The organism is Streptomyces sp. NPDC091416 (assembly GCF_044756845.1).
In the GTDB taxonomy this organism is placed as follows: domain Bacteria; phylum Actinomycetota; class Actinomycetes; order Streptomycetales; family Streptomycetaceae; genus Streptomyces.
The window spans coordinates 228,691-250,936 of the sequence record NZ_JBIVTU010000009.1 but is presented as its reverse complement, the minus strand read 5'-3'; the positions used below and the strand labels follow the sequence as shown (position 1 = coordinate 250,936).

Here is a 22,246-nt window from a genome sequence, read left to right as displayed (position 1 = left end):
GCCCCTGGTGGGGGCCCGGCCGCGGCTACTGCTGAGGAGCGATCTTGTCCGCGATGCCCGGATTCTTGTCCATCCAGGCCTTCACGGCTTCCTCCTCGTGTCCCGTGCCGTGCTTCTGGATCTGGTTCTCCAGGCCGGCGAGCTGGTCCTCGCTGAGCTTGAAGTCCTTGAACCACTTGGTCAGCTGCGGGTAGTTCTCCGGGAACTCCTTGGAGGCGATGGTGTGCAGCCGGTCGCCGTCACCGAAGGCCTTCTTCGGGTCCTGGAGCTTGGTCATCCGGTACTCGCTGTAGGCCCAGTGCGGGGTCCACAGCATGACGGCGATGGGCTCCTTCTTGGCGTACGCGCGCTTCAGCTCGGCCAGCATCGCCGGGGTCGAGCCGTCGACGACCTTGTACTCCTTGTCCAGGCCGTACGCGGGCAGCACGTTCTTCTTCAGGTTCTCCATCGTGGCGGTGCCGGGTTCGATGCCGACGATCCGGCCCTTGAACTCCGACGCCTTGCCCTTCAGGTCGGCCAGGGACTTGACGTCCTTGACGTAGTCGGGCACTGCGATCTCGAGCGACGTCGGGCCGTACCACGAGCCGATGTCGGTCAGCTTGGTCCCGTACTTGTCCCAGTAGTTCTTCTGGGTGTACGGCAGCCAGCCGTCGAACTGCACGTCGATCTGGCCGCGGGACATCGCGGCGTACATCGGTCCGACCTCGAACTGCTTGAGGTTGATCTTGTAACCGCGGTCCTCCAGGACGGCCTTCCACAGATACGTGGCGGCGATGTCCTCCTCCCAGGGGAACCAGGCCATCTCGACGGCACGGTCGCGCTCGTCCTTGCCGCCGGCGCCCTTGGAGGTGGTGGCCTTCTTGACGGGGGTCCACTTGTCGGCGACGCCCGGGTTGGCCTTCAGCCAGGTACGGACGGCCTCCTGCTCCTTGCCGGAGCCGCTCTTCTGGATCTGCGCCTCAAGACTGGTGAGCTGGTCCTCGGTCATCTTGAAGTTCTTGAGCCAGCTGCCGACCTCGGGGTTGTCGGCCGTGAAACCCTTGCGGGTCAGCGTGTGGATGCCGTCGCCCTGGCCCCAGAGGTTCTTGGGGTCCTTGAGCTTGGTGAGCTCGTACTGGTTGTAGGCCCAGTGCGGCGACCAGAGGGGAACGACGATCGGTTCCTTCTTGGCGTACGCGCGCTTCAGCTCGGCCAGCATGGACGGCGTGGAGCCGTCGACGACCTTGTACTCCTTGTCCAGGCCGTAGCCCGGCAGGATCTTGTCCTTGAGCAGGCCCGTCTCACCGGCGCTCGGCTCGATGCCGACGATCCGGCCCTTGAAGTCCGACGCCTTGCCCTTCAGGTCGTCGAGCGAGTCGACGCCCTTCACGTACGAGGGAACGGCGAGCTCCAGGGAGGTGGGGCCGTACCAGGAGCCCATGTCCTCCAGGCGGTCCTTGTACTTCTTCCAGTACGCGGCGTGCGTGACCGGCAGCCAGGAGTCGGTCTCGAAGTCGATCTGGCCGCCCGCCATGCCGGTGTACAGCGCGCCGGCCTCGTACTGCTTGACGTCGACCTCGAAGCCGCGCTGCTCCAGCATCTCCTTCCACAGGAAGGTGGAGGCGATGCCTTCGTCCCACGGGATGTAGCCCATGCTGATCTTCTTGCCGGCCCCGATGTTCCCGGGGTCGGAGCCCGCGGTGCCGTTCTTGCCGGAGGAGCCGAACATGCCCATGCCGCCGGCGACGAGGGCGAGGATCACGATGCCGACCAGGGCGACGACGGGCTGCGGGCGGTAGTTCCACACCTTCAGTCCGCCGGCCATCGCCTGCGCCTTGGCGAGCGCGCGGCGGGCGAGCGGGGAGACCTCGCGGCCCAGGGCGCTGGTCATGCGGTCCAGGTACATCGCCAGGACGACGATGGAGACGCCGGCTTCGAAGCCGAGGCCCACGTCGACGTTGCCGATGGCGCGGTAGACGGCGCCACCGAGGCCGCCGCCGCCGACCATGCCGGCGATGACCACCATGGACAGGCCCAGCATGATGACCTGGTTGATGCCCGCCATGATCGTGGGCAGCGCGAGCGGCAGCTGCACCCGGAGCAGGGTGTTGCGCGACGTGGTGCCGAAGGCCTCGGCCGCCTCGACGAGTTCACCGTCGACCTGGCGGATGCCGAGCTCGGTCATCCGGACGCCCGGGGGCAGCGCGAAGATGATGGTGGCGATGATCCCGGGGACGACACCGACGCCGAAGAAGATGACGCCGGGGATCAGGTAGACCATGGCGGGCATGGTCTGCATGAAGTCGAGGACCGGCCGGGTCACCGCGCTGACGGCCTTCGAGCGGGACGCCCAGATGCCGAGGGGTATGGCCAGGACCAGCGTCACGATGGTGGCGACGAGCACCAGGGTGAGGGTGTCCATCGCTTCGTCCCACAACTCGACGGAGTCGATGAGGGCGAAGCCGACGAAGGCGAGCACACCGGCGAGCAGACCGCGCAGCCACCAGGCGATGACGGCGACGATGCCCGCGAAGAGCAGGGGGGCGGGAGCGGAGAGCACGGCGGCGATGCCGTCGAACATGCCGCTCACCACGGAGCTGATGGCGTCGAAGAGCCAGGCCAGGTGGGTCTGGAGCCAGTCGACGGCGGAGTCGACCCAGTCGCCGAGATGGAGCCTAAACACTGGCCACCTTCTTCAGCGGTGCCGCGGCGTCCTGGGGAGCCTCGGTGGGGGTCATCGGCTCACCGAGGACGGCGAGCAGCCGGGCCCTCGGCACGACGCCGACGAGCTTGCCCTTGTCGTCGGTCACGGCGACCGCGACCCCGCTCTGCGAGCAGGGGGTGAACAGTTCGATGATCGGGGTGGACTCGGCGACGGTGGCCGGTGCCTCCCGCAGCACGTCGGCGGGCGTACGCAGTTCCGCGCCGTCGTCCGTCGTGGAGCCCATCACCGTGTGCGGTTCGGCCATGATGGCGCCCGCGGTCAGCACCCGGGAGCGGTCGACATCCTGGGTGAAGGAGGCGACGTAGTCGTTGGCCGGCGTGACGAGGATGTCCTCGGCGGTGCCGAGCTGGACTATCTCGCCGTCGCGCATCACGGCGATGCGGTCGCCGAGGCGCATGGCCTCGTTGAGGTCGTGGGTGATGAAGACGATGGTCTTCTTCAGCCGCTTCTGCAGTTCCAGGAGCTGGTCCTGCATGTCGCGGCGGATCAGCGGGTCGAGCGCGCTGAAGGACTCGTCCATGAGGAGCAGGTCGGCGTCGGTGGCGAGCGCGCGGGCGAGGCCGACGCGCTGCTGCATGCCGCCGGAGAGCTCGTCGGGCCAGGACTTCTCCCAGCCGGCGAGGCCGGTCATCTCCAGTGCCTCGGTGGCACGGCGGTTGCGCTCGGCGCGCGGCACACCCTGCACTTCCAGGCCGTAGGCGGCGTTCTCCAGGACGCTGCGGTGGGGGAAGAGCGCGAAGTGCTGGAACACCATGCTGATCTTGGTGGAGCGGACGTGGCGCAGCTCGGCGGGGCGCAGGGCGGTCAGGTCCTGTCCGTCGAAGAGGACCTGGCCGGCGGTGGGCTCCAGCAGCCCGTTGAGCATGCGCAGCAACGTGGACTTGCCGGATCCGGACAGACCCATCACGACGAAGATCTGGCCCGGTTCCACGGTGAACGATGCGTCGATCACCGCTGCGGTCGTTCCGTCGGCGCGCAGCGCTTCGCGGTCCGTGCCGCCCTTGAGCTTCTGCACGGCTTGATCGGGTCGTCTGCCGAATACTTTGTACAAGTGTTCGGCTTGCAGCCTTGACACATACACCTCACGCGTTGAACCGATAACGGTCTGCCACCCCCTCCGGCAGACCGTGGAGCGGTGCGGATTCGGTCCGCATGGCACGTGCACTAGTTGAAAATGCGACGTGGTCCGCTCCGATGCCGCGCCTGCCCCCACTTACGCAGGGCAAACACAAGAGTGACCCAGGTCACAAAAGAGCGGCGCGAGTTCGGGAACCGCGTCCACGGCGGCCGGCGTCGGCGCGATGAGCTCAGCCGTCAGTGCGGTGAGCCGTCAGGTGTCAGTGGGGTGCGGCATCATCGGGGTGTGACGCGACGCCTGATGCTCCTCGACACCGCCTCCCTCTACTTCCGCGCCTACTTCGGGGTGCCCGACTCGGTGCGGGCCCCGGACGGGACACCCGTCAACGCCGTGCGCGGGCTGCTGGACTTCATCGGCCGCCTCGTGCAGGACCACCGGCCGGACGATCTGGTCGCCTGCTGGGACGCGGACTGGCGGCCGCAGTGGCGGGTCGACCTGATCCCTTCGTACAAGGCGCACCGCGTCGCCGTGGAGACGGGCGCGGGGCTGCCCGATGAGGAGGAGACGCCCGACACGCTGGCCCCGCAGGTGCCGGTGATCGCGGACGTCCTCGACGCCCTGGGCATCGCCCGGGTCGGCGTCGCGGGGTACGAGGCCGACGACGTGATCGGCACGCTGACCGGCCGGGCGGCCGGCCCGGTCGACATCGTCACCGGCGACCGGGACCTCTACCAGCTGGTGGACGACGCCCGCGGGGTGCGGGTGCTCTACCCGCTGAAGGGAGTCGGCACGCTCCAGATGACGGACGAGGCGTGGCTCCGCGAGAAGTACGGGGTGGCCGGCTCCGGTTACGTCGACCTCGCGCTGCTGCGCGGCGACCCGAGCGACGGGCTGCCGGGCGTTCCCGGGATCGGCGAGAAGACCGCGGCGAAGCTGCTGGACGCGTTCGGCGATCTGGCCGGGATCATGGCCGCGGTCGACGATCCGGCCGCCAAGCTGACGCCCTCCCAGCGCAAGCGGCTCGACGAGGCCCGTGACTACGTGGCCGTCGCGCCGACCGTGGTCCGGGTCGCCGGTGACGTCCCTCTGCCGGAGTTCGACCCCGCCCTGCCCGCGGAACCCCGGGACCCCGCGACCCTCGAAGCGCTCGCGGACCAGTGGGGACTGGGCGGGGCTCTGCAGCGCCTGCTCACGGTCCTCGCCGCCTGAGCGGCCACCCGGGCGGCCGGCCGTCTCCCCGGCCCGCACCCGAGGTGTTAGGTTAGGTAACCCTAAGACCCGTGGTCGCGTGCAGGACCACCGGTCCGGTATCCGGAGCAGGGAGACAACCTCGTGGCAGAACGACCGGCGCGTCAGGCACCCACCGCGCAGGGTGCGCAGGTCCTGCGCACCGAGCAGATCACCCCGCACATGATCCGGGTGGTGCTCGGCGGTGACGGCCTCGCCGACTTCACGCTGGCCGGCTTCACCGACCACTACGTCAAGCTGTGCTTCGCCCCCGAAGGCGCTGATTACGCGCACCCGTTCGACATGGCCCGCATCCGCGAGGAGTACCCGCGCGAACTGTGGCCCACGACGCGTACGTACACGGTGCGCTCCTGGGACCCGGACAGCCGGGAGCTCGCGATCGACTTCGTGGTGCACGGCGACGAGGGCCTCGCAGGTCCGTGGGCGGCCCGCGCGGCAGCGGGCGACCAGGTGACCTTCCTGGGCCCCGGTGGCGGTTACGGCCCCGACGCCTCGGCCGACTGGCACCTGCTGGTGGGCGACGAGAGCGCGCTGCCGGCCGTGGCCGCGGCGCTGGAGCAGATGCCCGCCGGCGCGGTGGTCCACGCGTTCGTCGAGGTCGCGGACGGATCGGAGGAGCAGAAGATCGCGTCGCCGGACGGCGTCGAGGTCACCTGGCTGCACCGGGGCGGACGGCCGGTGGGCGAGGCGCTCACCGCCGCGGTGAAGGAGCTGGAGTTCCCCGCGGGCGAGGTCCAGGCCTTCGTCCACGGCGAGGCCGGCTTCGTCAAGGAGATCCGCCGCCACCTGCGGCTCGACCGCGGGATCCCGCTGCCGCAGCTGTCGATCTCCGGCTACTGGCGGCTCGGCCAGAACGACGACGCCTGGCGCTCCGTCAAGCGCGAGTGGAATGCCCAGGTGGAGCGCGAGCAGGAGAGCGCCGCGTAGCGCCCCGGGAGACGAACGACACCGTGCCCCGGCCCGTACCCACGGACCGGGGCACGGTCGCACCCACGGGTCGGGCACGGTCGCACCCGACCCGTTTCCGCACCCGCGAGCGCGCGGTGCCGCAGCCACGACGGCGCACACCCGCGGCCACACCACACCACGGACTCGGTCGCGCACCCCCGTAGCCGCGCACCGCACCGCGGGCACTCTCGCGCACCCCCGCAACCACACTCCGCACCGCGGACTCAGTCGCGCCCGCGCACCGCGCCACGGGCACACTCGCGCACCCCCGCGCCCGCGCCCCGCACCGCGGGCTCAGTCGCGCGCCTCCTCGCCGAACGCCCGCGCCGACGCGTCGACATGCGCGAGCCTGCGCAGGGCGGCGAACATCGCCTCGCCGAGCACCGTGCCGACGACCACGCCCTCCACCAGGTCCTCCCGCGCCACGCGGCGCCCGACGTAGTCGATGTCGGCGCGCGCGACCTCCTCGGCGGCCGCCGCGTAGTCGTCGAGCAGTTCCGCGAAGCTGCCGTGGCCGGCCCGGCGCAGCGCCACCAGCACCTCGGCCAGGGACTCGCCGCCGGGGCTGCCCGCCTCGCACAGCCAGCCCTTGCGCTTCAGGAGTTCCGCCACATCCTCGCGGGCGTCCTCCAGTTCGGTCCCGGGGCCGCCGCCCCGCGACGGCGCGATGCTCTTCGCCGCCGCGCCCAGCACGTCGAACAGCGGCTGCTCGGGGTCCTCCATCACCCGGAGCACCTCCCCGATCGCCGCAAGCGGGAGCCCTCCGACGTCCAGCAGCGCGCGGATCAGCCGGAGCCTGCGCTCGTGCCCTTCGCCGTAGCTCGCCTGGTTCGGGCTGGTCAGCCGCCCGGCGGGCAGCAGTCCCTCCCGTACGTAGAACTTGATCGTCGGTACCGGAACCCCGGACCTGCGGCTCAACTCGCCGATGCGCACCGCGCGTTCTCCCTCATCCCGCTTGCCAACCCGCCTCCCATCCTAGATAGTTCCACTATCGGATAGCAGAGAGTGTCACTATCCATAATCATCTCTGGGGGATCTCATGCCGCACTGGCGCACCTGGCACCGTCCATTAGTCCTCTTCGCCGCCGCCATGGCCGTGATGACCGTCGTCTCCGGGGTGGGCCTGATGGCCGACGACCGGGTCCTGGCGGGCTCGGCGATCTGGTTCAAGCCCTTCAAGTTCGCGGTCTCGTTCGTGGTGTACGCCCTGGCGCTCGCCTGGATGCTCACGCTGCTCACCCGTGGCCGTCGCACCGGCTGGTGGGCCGGGACCGTGGTCGCACTCGCGAGCCTGGTCGAGATGGCGCTCATCACCGCGCAGGTCGTGCGCGGCAAGCGCAGTCACTTCAACCACGCCACACCGTTCGACTCCTCGCTGTTCGCCGCGATGGGCGCCACGGTGGTCATCCTGTGGACCGGCACGCTGGTCATCGCGATCCTCCTGCTGCGCGCCCGCATCGCCGACCGCGCCTGCGCCTGGGCCATCCGCTCGGGCGTGCTGCTGGCGCTGGTGGGTGCCGGTTTCGGCTTCCTGATGACGCAGCCCTCCCAGGAACAGCGGGCGGCCGGGAACCTCGACACGGCCGATGTGGTGGGCGCCCACGCGGTGGGCGTACCGGACGGCGGGCCCTCGATGCCGCTGACCGGCTGGTCGACGACCGGCGGCGATCTGCGCATCCCGCACTTCGTGGGCATGCACGCACTCCAGTTGCTCCCGCTCCTCCTGCTCGCCCTGACGGCGCTGGCGCCGCGCTTCGTCCGGCTGCGTGACCCCGGGGTCCGGCTGCGCCTGGTGCGGATCGCCTCCGGCGCCTATGGAGCGGTCACCGCCCTGGTTGCCTGGCAGGCGCTGCGCGGCCAGCCGCTGCTCCGTCCCGACGGCGTGACGCTCACCGCCGCCGCGGTCGTCCTGGCCGCCACCGCCGCCGGGGCGTACGGCGCTCTGCGGGGGCGCCCCGAGGCGCACCACGCTCCCTCAACCGCGAAGGAATCCGTCCGATGACCGGCGCACTGTTCGAGATCTCGTTCGCCCTGGCGGCGCCGTTCTGGCTGCTCATGATCTTCCTGCCGGGCCGGGCGATCACGGCCCGGATCGCCGCCTCGCCCCTGACCGTCCTGCCCGTACTCGCCGTGTACCTGGCGATGGCCCTTCCGGTGTTCCCCGAGCTCTGGACGGCGGTGAGCAGCCCGGACATCGACACGTTCCGGGATCTGACCGCGCTGGCGAACGGGGCGGGAGCGGTGTGGGCCCAGGTCATCGCCTGGGACCTGCTGCTGGGCCAGTGGATGTTCCTGGAGAGCCGCAGGCTGGGCGTCTCCCCGTGGGTGATGGGCCCGTTGCTGGTGCTGACGATCCTGCTCTCGCCGTTCGGACTGCTGCTCTTCCTGGCGCTGCGCGCGGTCCGGGCACGCGGAACCCGGGCCGGGAGCGCGGATCCGGACCGGGCGGACCGCGTGGTGGCGGGCCGCTGAGGAACGGTCCGCGTGATCTCGTACGGATGCGAGGATTTCGGTCACCTGACCAATCCGCGCTGACTTCGGCTCCGAATCACCCCACGAGACCGATGAGCACCCTGGGAGGACGCCCGCGTGAAAGAAGCCGTGCAGATCAGCGGACCGGCCTCGGCGGGGCCTGATCTCCAGGAGCTCCTGGGGATGGTCGCCCGGGGCGATCAGGACGCCTTCTCCCAGGTGTACGAGGCGGTGTGCGGGCCCGTACTCGGACTGGTCCGCAGCGTGCTGCGTGACCCGGCCCAGTCGGAGGAGGTCGCGCAGGAGGTCCTGGTCGAGGTGTGGCGTACGGCGCCGCGCTTCCAGGCCGCCCGCGGGAGCGCCATGAACTGGGTGCTGACACTGGCCCATCACCGGGCGGTGGACCGGGTCCGTTCGGTGGAGGCCACGACGGCCCGTGAGCACAAGGCCGCGCTGCTCGACCGCACCCCCGCGTTCGACGACGTCACCGAACAGGTCGAGACCCGGCTGGAGCGGGAGCAGGTACGCCGCTGCATGCGGACGCTCTCCGAGCTGCAACGGGAGTCCGTCACCCTGGCGTACTACCGCGGACTGACCTACCGCGAGGTGGCGGAGCTGCTCGCGGCACCGCTGGGAACGATCAAGACACGACTGCGCGACGGACTGATCCGGCTGCGCGACTGCCTCGGGGTGAGCGCATGAGCGACGCCGGACTGCACACACTGACCGGGGCCTACGCCCTGCACGCCCTTCCGGAGACCGAACGCCGGGAGTTCGAGAGGCATCTGGGCGACTGCGAGGCCTGCTCCGTGGAGGTGCACGAGCTCTCGGAGACCGCGACCCGGCTCGGGCTCGCCGTGTCCGCGGTGCCACCGAGGGAGCTGCGCGAGCGGGTGCTGCGGGAGATCGCGACCGTACGCCAGGAGCCGCCGCCCGGTGGCCGCCGCACGCGGCCGGGGGCCACCGGACACCACGGCGCGGGCCGGGCCCGGCGCTGGCCGGCGTTCGCGCTCGCCGCGAGCCTGGCCGCGGCGGCGGGCTTCGGCGGCGTCGCGGTCCGGCAGAACCAGGAGGCGCAGGACGCCCGGCAGGAGGCCCGCGCCGCGCAGGCGGAGAACGCACGGCTCGTCCAGGTCCTCGCCGCACCCGACGCGCAGTCACGCTCCGGCGCGCTGAAGGACGGCGCGACGGGCACCGTGGTGGTCTCCGAGAGCCAGGACCGTGCCGTGTTCCTGGCCTCGGGACTGGCCGAGGCCCCCGGCGGCAAGGTCTACCAGCTGTGGTTCGACGACGGCGGCACGATGCGCTCCGCGGGTCTGATGCAGGCCTCGGGCGCCTCCCCCACGACGTACGCGACCCTGCTCGACGGGCCGGTCGACGGTGCCACGGGCATGGGCGTCACCGTCGAACCCGCGGGCGGCTCGGCGCAGCCGACGTCGGCCCCGCTGGCGCTGATGAGCCTGCCGGCCTGAACCACCCGGCCCGCCGGCGCTGACGAACCTGCCTCCCCGGACCGCCCGCCCGGCGCTGACGAACCTGCCGGCCGCCCGTCCCGCCCGCCCCGCCCGCCCGGCCGTGCGGGACGAGGCCGGGCGGGACCCGAACCGCTCAGCGGCGCGGCGGCCGGGGCAGGAAGCCGCTGGTCCTGGCCCGGTACGCGGCGAACCCGGGCCGCTCGGCCATGTGGCGTTCCAGGAGGGCCTTCCCGCTGCCGCCGATGAGCAGGAAGCTCATCAGGACGGGCGAGACCAGCGTGGCGGCGGCCGGGCCGGGCGCCTGGCACACGATCAGGAACAGGCCCCACCAGACGCAGAAGTCGCCGAAGTAGTTGGGGTGCCGGGTCCACGCCCACAGCCCGCGGTCCATGATCTTCCCGCGGTTGGCCGGATCGGCCTTGAACCGGGCGAGCTGGTGGTCGCCCACACCCTCGAAGAGCAGCCCGACGGCCCACAGTCCCGCCCCGGCCCAGGCCCAGCCCCCGACCGGGCCCGTGAGGTACCCGGCCGCCTGCACCGGGAGCGAGATCAGCCAGACCAGCGCGCCCTGGAGCAGGTAGACCTTCCGCAGGGCGTACAGATCGGGGTTGCCCGGCGCCTCGGCGAGCATCGACGCGTAGCGCGGATCCTCCCCGTGGCCCCGGCCCCGGCGGGCGATGTGCCCAGCCAGACGCAGCCCCCAGACCGCCGTGAGCACCACGACCAGCAGCCGGCGGCCGTCATCGCCCTCCCCCGCAGACAGGACGTACGAGACGAGTGCGACGACGGTGAACCCGATTCCCCACGCGACGTCGACGACCCGGTGCACGCCCTTGTACAGACCGACGGCGAAGGTGGCGAGCATGACGGCCAGTGCGGCACCGGCACAGGGCGCGAGGCCCTGTGCGAACGCCTCCCAGGCGAAGCCGCTCATCCGGTGACTCCGGTCGTCTCCCCGTGCCGGGCGGCAGGGACCTCGGCGGCGCCCGTGTGCCAGCCGGCACGGGTGGCCGGCATCCCGGCCGAGCCGGTCGCGTCCGGCCGTACGGCGAGGATCTGGTCCACGCCCATGCGCCGTTCCTCGAAGGCGAGGGCGCCACCGGCCAGATAGAGCCGCCACACCCTGACGGTCTCCTCGCCGACGAGCGCGACGAACTCCGCCCGGCGCTCCTCCAGGGTGCGCCGCCACGCGTCGACGGTCAGGACGTAGTGCTCGCGCAGTCCCTCCACGTCCCGCACTTCGAGTCCCGCGCCCTCCAGCAGTCCGACGGTCTCGCCGAGGGGCCGCATGTGCATGTCGGGTGCGATGTAGGCCTCGATGAAGGCCCCGCCGCCCGGATCCTGACGCCCCCGCGACATCTGCTGGACGAGCACTCGGCCCCGCGGCCGCACCATGCCGTGCAGGGTCCCGGCGAAGGCCGGGTACTGCGCGTCGCCGACGTGCTCGCCCATCTCCACGGTGGACACCGCGTCGTAACCGCCCTCATGGCCGGGTGCGCGGCCGATGTCGCGGTAGTCGCAGCAGCGGACCTCGACCAGGTCCTCCAGGTGCTGTTCGGCCACCCGCTGCCGGACGTGGGCCGCCTGTTCCCGGGCCAGGGTGACGGCGGTGACGCGGACGCCGTGCCGCCGTGCGGCGTACAGCGTCAGCGACCCCCAGCCGCAGCCGATGTCCAGCAGCCGCGCGCCGGGGCGCAGGGCCAGCTTGCGGCAGATGAGCTCCAGTTTGTCGCGCTGTGAGTCGGCGGGGCCGTAGCCGGGCGCGTCGCTCGTCCAGTAGCCGCACGAGTAGGCCATGGTCTCGTCGAGGAGCAGCGCGTAGAAGGTGTTGGACAGGTCGTAGTGGTGACTGATGGCGGCCCGGTCACGGGCCTTGCTGTGCAGGACGCCGTGAAGGCCCGCCCGGGCGGCGGGCACCGGCGGGCGGGGGCCGACGGCGCCCATGCGCAGCGCGGCGCCGACGGCCCGCAGCCGGTCGCCGGCCACGGGGCGCGGCGGGCGCAGGCCGCGCTCGCGCACCGCGTGGCGCATCGCCCGCAACCCGTCGGCGAGGTCTCCCTCGATGTCGATGTCCCCCGTGATGTACGCCTCGGCGAGACCGAGTTCGCCCGGTGCCCAGAGCAGCCTGCGCAGCGCCCGGCGGGAGCGGACACGGATCAGGGGGCCGTCGGCGGCCCCTGTCTCGCTGCCGTCCCACATCCGTACCCTGACCGGGAGCCCGCCGCCGAGCAGGCGCTCGGCGAGGGGTTCGAGCCGCTGGGCGGCGCCGGTGGGCGCCCGTTTGCCGGTGGGTGTCATCGCGCAGCTTCCTGACGGGTCAGCAGCATCTGCTGCACATGGAGGTAGCCGGAGCGGAATCCCGCTTCGGAGTAGGCCAGATAGAAGGTCCACATACGACGGAAAGTGGCGTCGAAGCCGAGGGCGTCGATGTCGGCGGCCCGTTCGGTGAACCGTTCCCGCCACAGGCGCAGGGTCTCGGCGTAGTGCGTGCCGAAGTCGTCGCAGCGCTCGACGCGCAGCGTGGTGTGCGCGGCCGTGACCTCGTCGACGGCCTCGACGGAGGGCAGGAGTCCGCCGGGGAAGATGTACTTCTGGATCCAGGTGTAGGTGTTGCGGCCGGCCCGCATCCGGTCGTCGGGCATGGTGATGGCCTGGAGCGCGATCCGTCCGCCGGGGGCCAGGCACCGGTCCAGTGTGCGGAAGTAGACGGGCCAGAAGTCCGCGCCGACCGCCTCGATCATCTCGACGCTGACGACCGCGTCGTACACCCCGTCGACGTCCCGGTAGTCGCAGAGCCGGACGTCGACCCGGTCCTCGAATCCGGCGTCCCTGATCCGGCGGCGCGCCAGGTCCCGCTGCTCCCGGGAGAGCGTGAGCGAGACGACTCGGGCGCCCCGGGCCGCGGCGCGGATCGCGAGTTCGCCCCATCCCGTGCCGATCTCCAGGAGTTCGGTGCCGGGGCCGACCGCGGCGAGGTCGAGCAGCCGGTCGATCTTGCGGTGCTGGGCGGCGGGCAGCAGCGCGGGCTCGGCGGGAAAGCCGCGGAAGACGGCGGCGGAGTAGCTGAGCGTTTCGTCGAGGAAGAGCGCGAAGAGTTCGTTGGACAGGTCGTAGTGGTGGCTGATGTTGTCGCGGGCGCCCTCCTGTGTGCCGAGCTGTCCGGCGGGGTGGCGGCGGGCCCAGAGTCCGCGCAGCCGCTGGAGGGAAGGCGGGATCAGGGTGGCGACCTGGTCGGCGAGGACGGTCAGGACCCCCACCGGGTCGGGCGAGTCCCACTCGCCCGCCATGTACGACTCCCCGAAGCCGATCAGGCCGTCGGACCCGATTCTGCGGAAGAACGTGGCGGGGTCGGTCACGTCCATCAGCGGGCCGCCGAGACCCAGGTCCTCGTGCCCGGCCAGGCGGACCCGCAGCGGGAGACGGGCCAGGGCGCGGCGGACGAGCCGTTCCGCGACGGCGGTCCGCAGCCGGGAGGCGCGCGGCGGCCGCACGATGTCGGGCCAGCGGCCGGGGTCGATGCGCCCGGTGGCGTGCGCGGGAGGCGTGGCGGACGGGGAGTGGGACGTGGAGACGCTCACTGCATTCCTTCCTGGGTGCGGTGGTGGGGGCGGGGCTGTACACGCAGTCCACGCAGCAGGAGGCGGACGCCGTGCAGCCGGATGGCGGCCGACACGACGGCCGTGGACCAGGGGTGGCGGACGGCGAGGCGGAGCAGCCCGGCCGGCGTGGCCGGCCGGCGTACGCCGCGGACGGTGGCCGTGAAGGGCCGGGTTCCGGAGCGTTCCAGATGGACCGTCAGGGTGAGCCGGGGGCCGGGTTCGGGCAGCCGCATCCGGTATTCGCCGTCGGTGCCGAAGAACGGCGACACGTAGAACTCCTTGCCGGTGTCAGCCTGTCCGGAGCTGTCCGGGTGCAGCAGATAGCAGTGGCGCTCGCCGTACGTGTTGTGGACTTCGGCGACCGTGCAGAGCGGGGTGCCGTCGGCGCGGCGGCACCAGTAGACGGTCAGCGGGTTGAAGACGTGGCCCAGTACGCGGGCCTGGGTGAGCATCCGCACGGAGCCGTCGGCGAGGTCGATGCCGTGGGCGGCCAGGAAGCGGTCGAGGCCGGCCCGGATGCTCGGGGCCGTACCGCCGAAGTGGTCGCGCGGATCGAAGCCCGCCAGCGGGCGCAGGGCGCGGGGCAGCGGCGGGGGCCGGTCCGGGTCGATCAGCCACAGGTAGGTGCGGTGCCGGAAGGCGTACCTGCGGGGCGCGGTCCGTACGTGCGTGATCGTGCAGGGGTAGAGGGCGTTCACCAGTCCACCCCCAGTGCGGCGGCGGCCTCGGCCCCCGAGCGGCAGCCGTCCTCGTGGAATCCCCAGCCGTGGTACGCCCCCGCGTAGGCGGTGACGGGGCCGGAGAGGGCGGGCAGCCGGGCCTGGGCCGCGACCGATTCGGGGGTGTAGACGGGGTGCTCGTACTCCATGCGGGCGCGGACCAGGCCGGGAGCGACGCGGTCGGCGCCGTTCAGTGTGACGACGAAGGTCTCGGGTGCGTCGAGGCGTTGGAGCCGGTTCATGTCGTAGCTGACGGTGACGTGGGCGGCGTCGGCGGAGCAGGACGGCATCAGGTAGTTCCAGGAGGCGCGTGCGCCGCGGGCGCCGGGCAGCAGCCGGGTGTCGGTGTGCAGCAGGGTGGGGTTGCGGGAGTAGCGGAAGGCGCCCAGGGTGCGGGTCTCCTCGTCGGTCGGGTCGGCGAGGATGCGCAGCGCCTGGTCGGGGTGGGTGGCGATCACGACGGAGTCGAACGGCTCGGTGGTGTCGTCGGCGGTGACGACGTCGACGCCGTCCGTGTGACGGCGCACGCTCCGGACCGGGGTCGAGGTGCGGACGGCGGCGAGTTGCTTCGTGACCCGGTCGACGTAGGCGGCGGATCCTCCGGTGACGGTGCGCCACGCCGGGGAGCCGCCGACGCTGAGCATCCCGTGGTGGTCCAGGAAGCGGAAGAGGTAGCGGGCGGGGTAGCGCATCGCGGTCACCGGGTCGCAGGACCAGACGGCGGAGACCACGGGGGTCAGGAAGTGGGCGGTGAAGTACGGGGAGAACCTGCCGCGCGCCGCGAAGTCGCCGAGCGTCATCGGGTCCGCGTCCGGGCCGCCGTCCTCCAGCAGGCGCCGGGCCGCCCGGTGGAACCGGGGCACGGCGGCCAGCATCCGCAGATAGGCGGGGTCGCGGACCGTGGCCGGCCGGGCGAGGAGACCGGCCGGGCCGCGGGCGCCCGCGTACTCCAGGCCGCATCCCTCGCACCGTACGGACATGCTCATCTCCGACTCCTGCGTCGGGACGGCGAGTTCCGCGAAGAGCCGCAGCAGATGCGGATAGGTGCGCCGGTTGTGCACGATGAAGCCGGAGTCCACGCGGTGGACCCGGCCGTCGGACGCGGGCAGGTCGTGGGTGTGCGCGTGGCCGCCCACCCGGTCGTCCGCCTCGAACAGCGTCACGTCATGGGCCCTGCGCAGGATGTGGGCGGCGGTCAGTCCCGCCACCCCGCTCCCCACGACGGCTGTGCGTCGCCGTCTGTCTGTCATGGCGTCCTCCTCGGCTCACCGGCGGCGGCCGCTCCTCGTTCCGTCACCCGGGAGCGTCGATGCCCTTTCCTTCTTAATTCGTTGCCGGTGGCGCCGCGGATTGGCGCGGGCACGCTCTCATTCGGACGAGTGACAGACCAATCCGCCGGGATCCGGGGAACGAATGCCGGTTGTGAGTGAAGATCAGAACGACACGCGGAACGGGGCCCACGCGGCCCGGCGCTCCCGCTGGGCGCGTGCGGCCTTCGCCGCGCTCAGCGGTGTGATCGCCGGGTTCTGCGCCCTGGCCGTCGCCGAGCTCGTCGCGGCGGTCGTACGTCCCGAGGCGGGGCCGGTCACGGCGGTGGGCGGTGCGGTGATCGACCGCACTCCCCCGGCGCTCAAGGACTTCGCCGTACGGAACTTCGGCACGAACGACAAGCTGGTGCTGCAACTCGGCATCCTGGCCCTGCTGGCGGTCTTCGCCATGGCGGTCGGGGTGCTGGCGCTGCACCGCCGGCTGCTCGGCTCGGCTGCCGTCCTGGTCTTCGGAGTGGTCGGGGCAGTCGCGGCGACCGGCCGGCCCGAGGGCCGGGCGTCCGACGCGCTGCCCTCGGTGGTGGGTGCCGTGGTGGCCGCAGGAGTGCTGTATCTCCTGGCCGGACGGCTGGCCCCGGCTCCTGGCCCCTCCCCCGCGGCTGGCGGGAGGGACGCGGAGCCGGACCACGGCACCTTCGACCGGCGGCGCTTCGTCATCGCGGCGAGCGCCGCGGCGGCGGCCTCGGCCGGCGCCGGACTGCTGGGACGGCGTCTCACCTCGGCCGTGCAGGCCGGGGCCGCGGCCTCACGGCGGGACCTGGTCCTGCCCGTGCCCGGCTCGGCGGCGCCGGCCGTACCTGCGGGGGCCGATCTGGGGATCCGCGGGCTGAGCTCGTTCGTCACCCCGAACAAGAGCTTCTACCGGGTGGACACGGCGCTGGTCGTACCGCGCGTCGATGCCGGCGGGTGGCGGCTGAGGATTCACGGCAAGGGCGTGAAGAGGCCCTTGACGCTCAGCTTCCAGGACCTGCTGCGCCGGGAGATCATCGAGCGCGACATCACCCTGGCCTGCGTCTCCAACGAGGTGGGCGGGCCGTACGTCGGCAACGCCCGGTGGATCGGCGTGCGGCTGGCCGATCTGCTGCGGGAGGCCGGGGTGAAGCCCCCGTCCCGGGGCGGAGCCGCCGACCAGATCGTGTCGCGTTCGGTGGACGGCATGACGATCGGCACTCCGGTCGAGGACGTCATGGACGGCCGGGACGCGATGCTCGCCCTCGGCATGAACGGTGAGCCACTGCCCTTCGAACACGGCTTCCCGGTCCGGATGGTCGTCCCCGGCCTGTACGGATACGTGTCGGCCTGCAAGTGGCTGAAGGACATCGAGCTCACCACGTTCGACGACTACGACGCCTACTGGGTCAAGCGGTCCTGGTCCCAGCAGGCGCCCATCAAGACCGAGTCCCGCATCGACACCCCCCGCCCCTTCGCCTCCCCGAAGGCCGGCACCATCCCGGTCGCCGGGGTCGCCTGGGCCCAGCACCGCGGCATCCGGCGGGTCGAGGTCCGGGTCGACGGCGGTCCGTGGAACACCGCGCGGCTGGCCGCCGAGGACAGCCGGGACACCTGGCGCCAGTGGGTGTGGCAATGGCCGGCCACCTCCGGCAGCCACACCCTGGAGGTCCGCGCGACGGACGGCACCGGCGCCACCCAGACCGAAGAGCGCGTCGGCACCGTCCCCAACGGTGCGACCGGCTGGCACTCCGTGGTGGTCGACGTGTCCTGAACGGGCGTCTCCCGCGCGTTCCCCGCACACCGGCCCCACCTCACACACCCCACACACCTCACTGAACGTGACAATCCAGTCACACATCCACTACAGGAGAACACCATGAAGGTCATCCACGCCCGTCGCTCCGCCGTCGCACTCTGCGCCGCGCTCGTCCTGCCACTGGCTCTGACGGCCTGCTCCAGCGACTCCGACGACAGCACGTCCGGCTCCGCCGCGAGCCCGGCGAAGACCTCGGACAAGGCCTCGGAGCCCGCCGGGGACACGACGCCCATGAACGAGCCGTTCGGTCCGGCCTGTTCGACGGTGCCGAAGAACGGCGCCGGCTCCTTCGACGGCATGGCGAAGGACCCGGTCGCCACGGCCGCCTCGAACAACCCGGCGCTCTCCACCCTCGTCACCGCGGTGAAGAAGGCCGGCCTGGTCGACACCCTGAACAACGCGCAGAACATCACGGTGTTCGCCCCGACCAACGACGCCTTCGCCAAGGTCCCGAAGGCGGACCTGGACAAGCTGCTCGCCGACAAGGCCGCGCTCACCAAGGTCCTCACCTACCACGTGGTGGGCCAGAAGCTGACGCCGAAGCAGCTGGAGAAGGGTTCCTTCGACACCCTGGAGAAGAGCGAGCTGACGACGTCCGGTTCGGACATGGCGTACACCGTCAACAACTCCTCGAAGGTCGTCTGCGGCAACGTCCAGACCGCCAACGCGACGGTCTACATCGTCGACACGGTCCTGATGCCCGCCCAGTAGCGGCTTCCCGCGCGCGCCCCACGGCCGCTCGCCCCGGCAGCCCGCCGGAGCGCACAGGCGACCGCTCCCCCGGTAACCCGCCGTGGGGCGTGAGCACTTCGGCCCCGCGCGGACACGGCCTCGTCACGCCCCGGAAACAGCGCGTCCCTAATTTCTGTCGCCCGACAGGAAATCGGCGACAGGGGCTGACATGACCGCCACCGCACCAACGGACGTACGACCGGATCCCGCCGGAACCGGCCAGGGCGACCACGCCTCCCTGGCCGGTTTCGGCTATCGCCAGGAGTTGCACCGGTCCATGGGGCGGTACGCCTCGTTCGCGGCGGGCTTCTCCTTCATCTCCGTTCTGACGACCGTCTTCCAGTTCTTCGCGTTCGGCTTCTCCTTCGGCGGCGCCGCCTTCTTCTGGACCTGGCCGGCCGTACTCGTGGGCCAGTTGCTGGTCGCCGCGTGCTTCGCCGAACTCGCCGCCCGCTACCCCCTGTCCGGCGCCATCTACCAGTGGTCGACCCGGCTCAGCACGCCCGCGTTCGGCTGGTACGCCGGGTGGATCATGGTGATCGGGCAGATCGTCGTGGTCGCCGCAGCGGCGCTGGCCCTCCAAGTGGTCCTGCCGGCGATCTGGTCCGGTTTCCAGCTGGTGGGCGGCGACCCGGCACCCACCACGGCGACGGGCGCCGCCAACGCCGCTCTGCTGGCCGTGGCGCTCCTGGCCCTCACGACGACGGTGAACCTGCTCGACAACAAGGTCATGTCGGCGGTCAACCGCATCGGGGTGACGGCCGAGATCATCGGCGCGGTCCTGATCCTGGTCCTCCTGTTCACCCACGCCGAGCGCACCCCCGGAATCACGCTGCACACCGGCGGCCAGGGCGGCGCCCTCGGGGCGCTGCTCGTCGGTTCGTTCACCGCGGCCTACGTCCTGATCGGCTTCGACAGCGCCGGCGAGATGAGTGAGGAGACCCGTTCCCCGCGCCGCACCGCCCCGCGCACGATCCTGCTCGCGCTGGCCTCGGCGGGGGTGCTCGGCGGGCTGCTGGTCCTCGCGGGCATCCTGGCCGCGCCGGAGCTGACCGACGGGCGGCTGGCCACGGAAGGCCTGTCGTACGTGCTGACCAGCAGCCTCGGGGACGGCGTCGGCCGGGCGCTGCTCGCCGATGTGGCGGTCGCCGTCGCGGTGGCCACGCTCGCCATCCAGACGGCCGGTTCACGGATGCTGTTCTCGATGGCGCGCGACGGGGTGCTGCCCTGCTCGTCCCGGCTCGCCAAGGTCTCGCCGCGCACCGGGATGCCCGCCGCACCCGCCCTGTTCGTCGGCGCGGCGGCCGCGGCGCTCGGACTGCTGAACCTGGCGTCTTCGGAGGCGTTCCTCGCGATCGGCACCACGTGCATCGCGATGCTGTACCTGGCGTACGCGATGGTCACCGGCCCGATGCTGCTGCGCAGGCTGCGCCGCCTCCCGCTCTCCCCCGCCACCGGCCCGCTGCACGACGAGACGGGCGCACCCCTGTTCTCGCTGGGCCGTTGGGGCCTGCCGGTGAACATACTGGCCTTTGTGTACGGAGCGGTGATGACCGCCAACCTGGCCTGGCCGCGGGCCGCGGTGTACGACCCGGCGGGCGGGCACTGGTACTTCCAGTGGTTCACGATCCTCTTCCTGACGGCCACGGTCTTGCTCGGGGCCGCGTATCGCGCGTACGCGAAGCGGCCGGCCTCCGTACGCTGACCGGATGGACTCCCTGAGCAGGCAGGACCGGGCGGCGGGCGCAGTGGTCGGATCGGCGGTCGGCGACGCGCTGGGCGCGCCGTTCGAGTTCGGTCCGGCCGGCGTCTACACCGCGCGCTTCCCGGACGGCACCGGCACGATGTGCGGCGGTGGCGGCTGGGACCCGGGCGAGGCGACGGACGACACGCAGATGGCCGTGCTCGTCGGGGAATCGCTGCTGGAGCGCGGCGGTCTCGACCTGCCGGACGTGTTCGGCCGGTTCCGGCGGTGGGCGGCCGGAGATCCGAAGGACATCGGCCTCCAGACAAAGGCCGTACTGGCGGGCGGCGATCCGTGGGATCTCGCGGCGGCTCTGCACTTCCAGGTCAGCGGGCGGGCGGCGGGGAACGGTTCGCTGATGCGCGCCGCCACCTCCGCCGTGTACTTCGCCGGGCCGGAGCGGCCCGGCACGGACGCACGGGCCACGACCATGGACGCGGCCCGCCGGATCGCCGCCCTGACGCACGGCGACCGCGCGGCCTGGGAGGGCACCGCCGTCCTGCACGAACTGATCCGGGCCGCGCTGAACGGGGCCGACCCGCTCGCAGCCGTCCCGAAGACGCTGGGCGCCGTGCACACGGATCACCGGGAGCGCTGGGCCGCCGTCCTGGCGCCCCACTGGCATCCGGACCGGGCGACGGAGTTCAACGGCGCGGTGTGGCCCTGTCTGGGCACCGCGCTGTGGGCGCTGCGCACGACGCGTTCGTACGAGGCCGCGCTGGCCTCGGCGATCGACGTGGGAGGCGACACCGACACGGTGGCGGCGGTGACCGGGGCGCTGGCCGGCGCGGTGTACGGGTTCGGGTCGATCCCGTCGCGCTGGACGGATCCGCTGCACGTCCCGCTGCCGGGGTACGGGGCCCGGGTGCTGCGGACGCCGGAGCTGATCTCGCTGGCCCTGCGGCTGGACAGCCGGTGGACCGTTGCGGATCCTGCGGAGATTCCGTCGCCTTGAACCTACACATAAGGGGCATATAAGAGCACAATGACAGGGCAGGCCGCTTGCCGCACACAGCGACGGCCAGGCCTGCAGGACCAAGGGAGACGAACCATGTCAAACGTCTCGCACGCCGGTCATGACATGACCGGACACCCCGACGTCTCCGAAATGCGCGACCGCTACGACCGGATGATGGGTGGCCGCGATGTGGCGCTCGTCGACGGGCCGGTGTTCCTGGTCGGTCTGTACTGCGCCGTATCGCCCTGGGTGCTGCACTTCACGACCTCGCAGGCCCCGCTCGTGACGCACAACCTGATCATGGGTATCGCGATCGCCGTGCTGGGGCTGGGATTCACCGCCATGCCGCAGCGGATGTACGGCCTGAGCTGGGCCATCTGCGCCATGGGCGCCTGGATGATCATCTCGCCCTGGGTGGTGGGCAGCAGCCCGGACATGGGCGTCGTGCTCAACAACGTCATCATCGGCGGTCTGACCGTCCTGCTGGGACTGGTCTGCGCGGGCGCTTCGATGAGAAGCGGCAGCGGCGGCGCCCGGGCCTGAACCCCGTCGCGTCGGTACGCCCATCCGTCCCATCCGTCCCGGAAGAAGGATCAACCACCTTTGCCGGCCGGTCCGCGTGACAAGGACCGGCCGACAGTCATGCGGGCCCCCGGCCGCCCGGGCACGCAGGACCCGGCCACGGGCACGCAGGCATCGGCCGCACGGGCACGCAGACCCAGGCTCAGCCCGCGCGCCGCGCCCCCGAACCCGAACCCGAATCCGGGCCGACGATCCGCAGCGCCGCATCCGCCGTCGCCGCCGCGAACACCTCCGCCTCCCGCCCGGGCTCCGACAGATGCACGAGGATCACGCCCTCGATGAGCCCGAAGACCAGGTCGGCACGGAGCCGCGCCTCCTCCGCGCCGAGCGCCGCACCCGCCTCGGTGGCGGCCAGCAGCTCCCCGTACGCCGCGCGCAGCGCCGCCCGCACCCGGTGGAAGTCCGCGAAACGCTCGGCCCGTACCTCCGGAAGCACGTACAGCGCACCCAGGTTGTACGGGCCCCCGCACAGCAGGGTCACGTCCGCCCGGCACAGCTCCCACAGGCGGTCCTCGGCCGGCCGGTCCCCGTCCGCGAGCAGCTTCTCGGCGAGCGCGAGCGAGGGTGCGACGGTCGACTCCAGGAGCGCCGCCAGCAGATCCTCCTTGCCCGCCACGTAGTGGTACATCGTCGCCTGCCGCATGCCCGCCCGTTCGGCGACGGCCCGGGTGGTGGTCGCGGCGTATCCACGCGTCGTGAACAACTCCGCCGCCGCGGCGAGAAGTTCGTCCCGCGCGGACAGCCCGCTGTCCGGGCGCTGCGTGGCGCGCGGCCGGCCGACCCGCCGGCCGCCGGTTCCTGAAGTGCTGGGCATGGGCCGATCGTCGCACATCCCCGCCCGCCGCGATCTTGGTGAGTACTCGGTAACTCCCGCGCAACGCACGGGCAATG

Annotated in this window: 20 protein-coding genes; 11 read left to right on the top strand and 9 right to left on the bottom strand. The window is 71.9% G+C overall.

What is annotated here, in order from left to right; translation table 11 throughout:
* Nucleotides 1-25: 25 nt before the first annotated feature.
* Nucleotides 26-2,662, bottom strand: a complete 2,637-nt coding sequence (locus tag ACIQMX_RS26595; RefSeq protein ID WP_363077138.1) for an ABC transporter permease/substrate binding protein — start codon at nucleotides 2,660-2,662, stop codon at nucleotides 26-28.
* Entirely contained in the window at nucleotides 2,655-3,719 is a 1,065-nt protein-coding gene (locus ACIQMX_RS26590) for a glycine betaine/L-proline ABC transporter ATP-binding protein (RefSeq protein ID WP_402481707.1), read from the bottom strand. Before ACIQMX_RS26590 ends, ACIQMX_RS26595 begins: the two co-directional genes overlap by 8 nt.
* Nucleotides 3,720-4,082: 363 nt before the next feature.
* Between ACIQMX_RS26590 and ACIQMX_RS26585 the strand changes: the two genes are divergently transcribed.
* Nucleotides 4,083-4,991: a 5'-3' exonuclease gene (locus ACIQMX_RS26585; RefSeq protein ID WP_363077220.1), complete on the top strand. Its 909-nt coding sequence runs from the start codon at nucleotides 4,083-4,085 to the stop codon at nucleotides 4,989-4,991.
* A 123-nt stretch (nucleotides 4,992-5,114) separates the two neighbouring features.
* Nucleotides 5,115-5,957, top strand: a complete 843-nt coding sequence (locus ACIQMX_RS26580; protein ID WP_363077142.1) for a siderophore-interacting protein — start codon at nucleotides 5,115-5,117, stop codon at nucleotides 5,955-5,957.
* A gap of 315 nt (nucleotides 5,958-6,272) precedes the next feature.
* Here ACIQMX_RS26580 and ACIQMX_RS26575 read toward each other — a convergent pair whose 3' ends face one another.
* The gene (locus tag ACIQMX_RS26575; RefSeq protein WP_363077144.1) at nucleotides 6,273-6,911 is read right to left on the bottom strand and encodes a MerR family transcriptional regulator; all 639 of its coding nucleotides are present in this window, start codon (nucleotides 6,909-6,911) and stop codon (nucleotides 6,273-6,275) included.
* A gap of 106 nt (nucleotides 6,912-7,017) precedes the next feature.
* Between ACIQMX_RS26575 and ACIQMX_RS26570 the strand changes: the two genes are divergently transcribed.
* From ACIQMX_RS26570 to ACIQMX_RS26555, 4 genes are all read left to right on the top strand, one after another.
* On the top strand, nucleotides 7,018-7,980 hold the full coding sequence (locus ACIQMX_RS26570; protein ID WP_402481704.1) for a hypothetical protein: 963 nt from the start codon (nucleotides 7,018-7,020) through the stop codon (nucleotides 7,978-7,980).
* Nucleotides 7,977-8,450 (top strand): ABA4-like family protein, encoded by a 474-nt coding sequence (locus ACIQMX_RS26565; protein WP_402481701.1) that lies wholly within the window; start codon nucleotides 7,977-7,979, stop codon nucleotides 8,448-8,450. Before ACIQMX_RS26570 ends, ACIQMX_RS26565 begins: the two co-directional genes overlap by 4 nt.
* Before the next feature lie 117 nt (nucleotides 8,451-8,567).
* On the top strand, nucleotides 8,568-9,152 hold the full coding sequence (locus ACIQMX_RS26560; protein WP_363077150.1) for a sigma-70 family RNA polymerase sigma factor: 585 nt from the start codon (nucleotides 8,568-8,570) through the stop codon (nucleotides 9,150-9,152).
* Nucleotides 9,149-9,922, top strand: coding sequence for an anti-sigma factor domain-containing protein (locus ACIQMX_RS26555; RefSeq protein ID WP_402481697.1), 774 nt, complete (start codon nucleotides 9,149-9,151; stop codon nucleotides 9,920-9,922). Before ACIQMX_RS26560 ends, ACIQMX_RS26555 begins: the two co-directional genes overlap by 4 nt.
* Nucleotides 9,923-10,058: 136 nt before the next feature.
* On the opposite strand, the gene ACIQMX_RS26550 is transcribed toward ACIQMX_RS26555, so the two are convergent.
* From ACIQMX_RS26550 to ACIQMX_RS26530, 5 genes are read right to left on the bottom strand one after another with little or no spacing between them, the layout of a single operon-like run.
* On the bottom strand, nucleotides 10,059-10,859 hold the full coding sequence (locus ACIQMX_RS26550; protein ID WP_363077153.1) for a DUF1295 domain-containing protein: 801 nt from the start codon (nucleotides 10,857-10,859) through the stop codon (nucleotides 10,059-10,061).
* Nucleotides 10,856-12,223 (bottom strand): class I SAM-dependent methyltransferase, encoded by a 1,368-nt coding sequence (locus ACIQMX_RS26545; protein WP_402481694.1) that lies wholly within the window; start codon nucleotides 12,221-12,223, stop codon nucleotides 10,856-10,858. Before ACIQMX_RS26545 ends, ACIQMX_RS26550 begins: the two co-directional genes overlap by 4 nt.
* Nucleotides 12,220-13,503 carry a class I SAM-dependent methyltransferase gene (locus ACIQMX_RS26540; protein ID WP_402481692.1) on the bottom strand — a complete coding sequence of 428 codons (1,284 nt, stop codon included), beginning with the start codon at nucleotides 13,501-13,503 and terminating at the stop codon, nucleotides 12,220-12,222. The genes ACIQMX_RS26545 and ACIQMX_RS26540 overlap by 4 nt, the downstream gene beginning before the upstream one ends.
* Complete coding sequence (locus tag ACIQMX_RS26535) at nucleotides 13,500-14,225, bottom strand: DUF1365 domain-containing protein (RefSeq protein ID WP_402481929.1); 726 nt, start codon at nucleotides 14,223-14,225, stop codon at nucleotides 13,500-13,502. Before ACIQMX_RS26535 ends, ACIQMX_RS26540 begins: the two co-directional genes overlap by 4 nt.
* Nucleotides 14,219-15,493: an FAD-dependent oxidoreductase gene (locus ACIQMX_RS26530; protein ID WP_363077159.1), complete on the bottom strand. Its 1,275-nt coding sequence runs from the start codon at nucleotides 15,491-15,493 to the stop codon at nucleotides 14,219-14,221. The genes ACIQMX_RS26535 and ACIQMX_RS26530 overlap by 7 nt, the downstream gene beginning before the upstream one ends.
* Before the next feature lie 163 nt (nucleotides 15,494-15,656).
* On the opposite strand from ACIQMX_RS26530, the gene ACIQMX_RS26525 reads away from it, so the two are divergent.
* The 5 genes from ACIQMX_RS26525 to ACIQMX_RS26505 all read left to right on the top strand — a co-directional run bounded on the left by ACIQMX_RS26525 (nucleotide 15,657) and on the right by ACIQMX_RS26505 (nucleotide 21,316).
* Nucleotides 15,657-17,294, top strand: a complete 1,638-nt coding sequence (locus ACIQMX_RS26525) for a sulfite oxidase (protein WP_402481689.1) — start codon at nucleotides 15,657-15,659, stop codon at nucleotides 17,292-17,294.
* A 105-nt stretch (nucleotides 17,295-17,399) separates the two neighbouring features.
* Entirely contained in the window at nucleotides 17,400-18,050 is a 651-nt protein-coding gene (locus ACIQMX_RS26520; RefSeq protein ID WP_363077162.1) for a fasciclin domain-containing protein, read from the top strand.
* A gap of 190 nt (nucleotides 18,051-18,240) precedes the next feature.
* Nucleotides 18,241-19,776 carry an amino acid permease gene (locus tag ACIQMX_RS26515; RefSeq protein ID WP_402481686.1) on the top strand — a complete coding sequence of 512 codons (1,536 nt, stop codon included), beginning with the start codon at nucleotides 18,241-18,243 and terminating at the stop codon, nucleotides 19,774-19,776.
* A 4-nt stretch (nucleotides 19,777-19,780) separates the two neighbouring features.
* On the top strand, nucleotides 19,781-20,770 hold the full coding sequence (locus tag ACIQMX_RS26510) for an ADP-ribosylglycohydrolase family protein (RefSeq protein ID WP_402481683.1): 990 nt from the start codon (nucleotides 19,781-19,783) through the stop codon (nucleotides 20,768-20,770).
* A 96-nt stretch (nucleotides 20,771-20,866) separates the two neighbouring features.
* Nucleotides 20,867-21,316, top strand: a complete 450-nt coding sequence (locus tag ACIQMX_RS26505) for an SPW repeat protein (RefSeq protein WP_363077168.1) — start codon at nucleotides 20,867-20,869, stop codon at nucleotides 21,314-21,316.
* A 181-nt stretch (nucleotides 21,317-21,497) separates the two neighbouring features.
* Here the strand turns inward: ACIQMX_RS26505 and ACIQMX_RS26500 are convergent, their stop codons facing one another.
* Entirely contained in the window at nucleotides 21,498-22,169 is a 672-nt protein-coding gene (locus ACIQMX_RS26500) for a TetR/AcrR family transcriptional regulator (protein WP_363077170.1), read from the bottom strand.
* Nucleotides 22,170-22,246 lie beyond the last annotated feature (77 nt).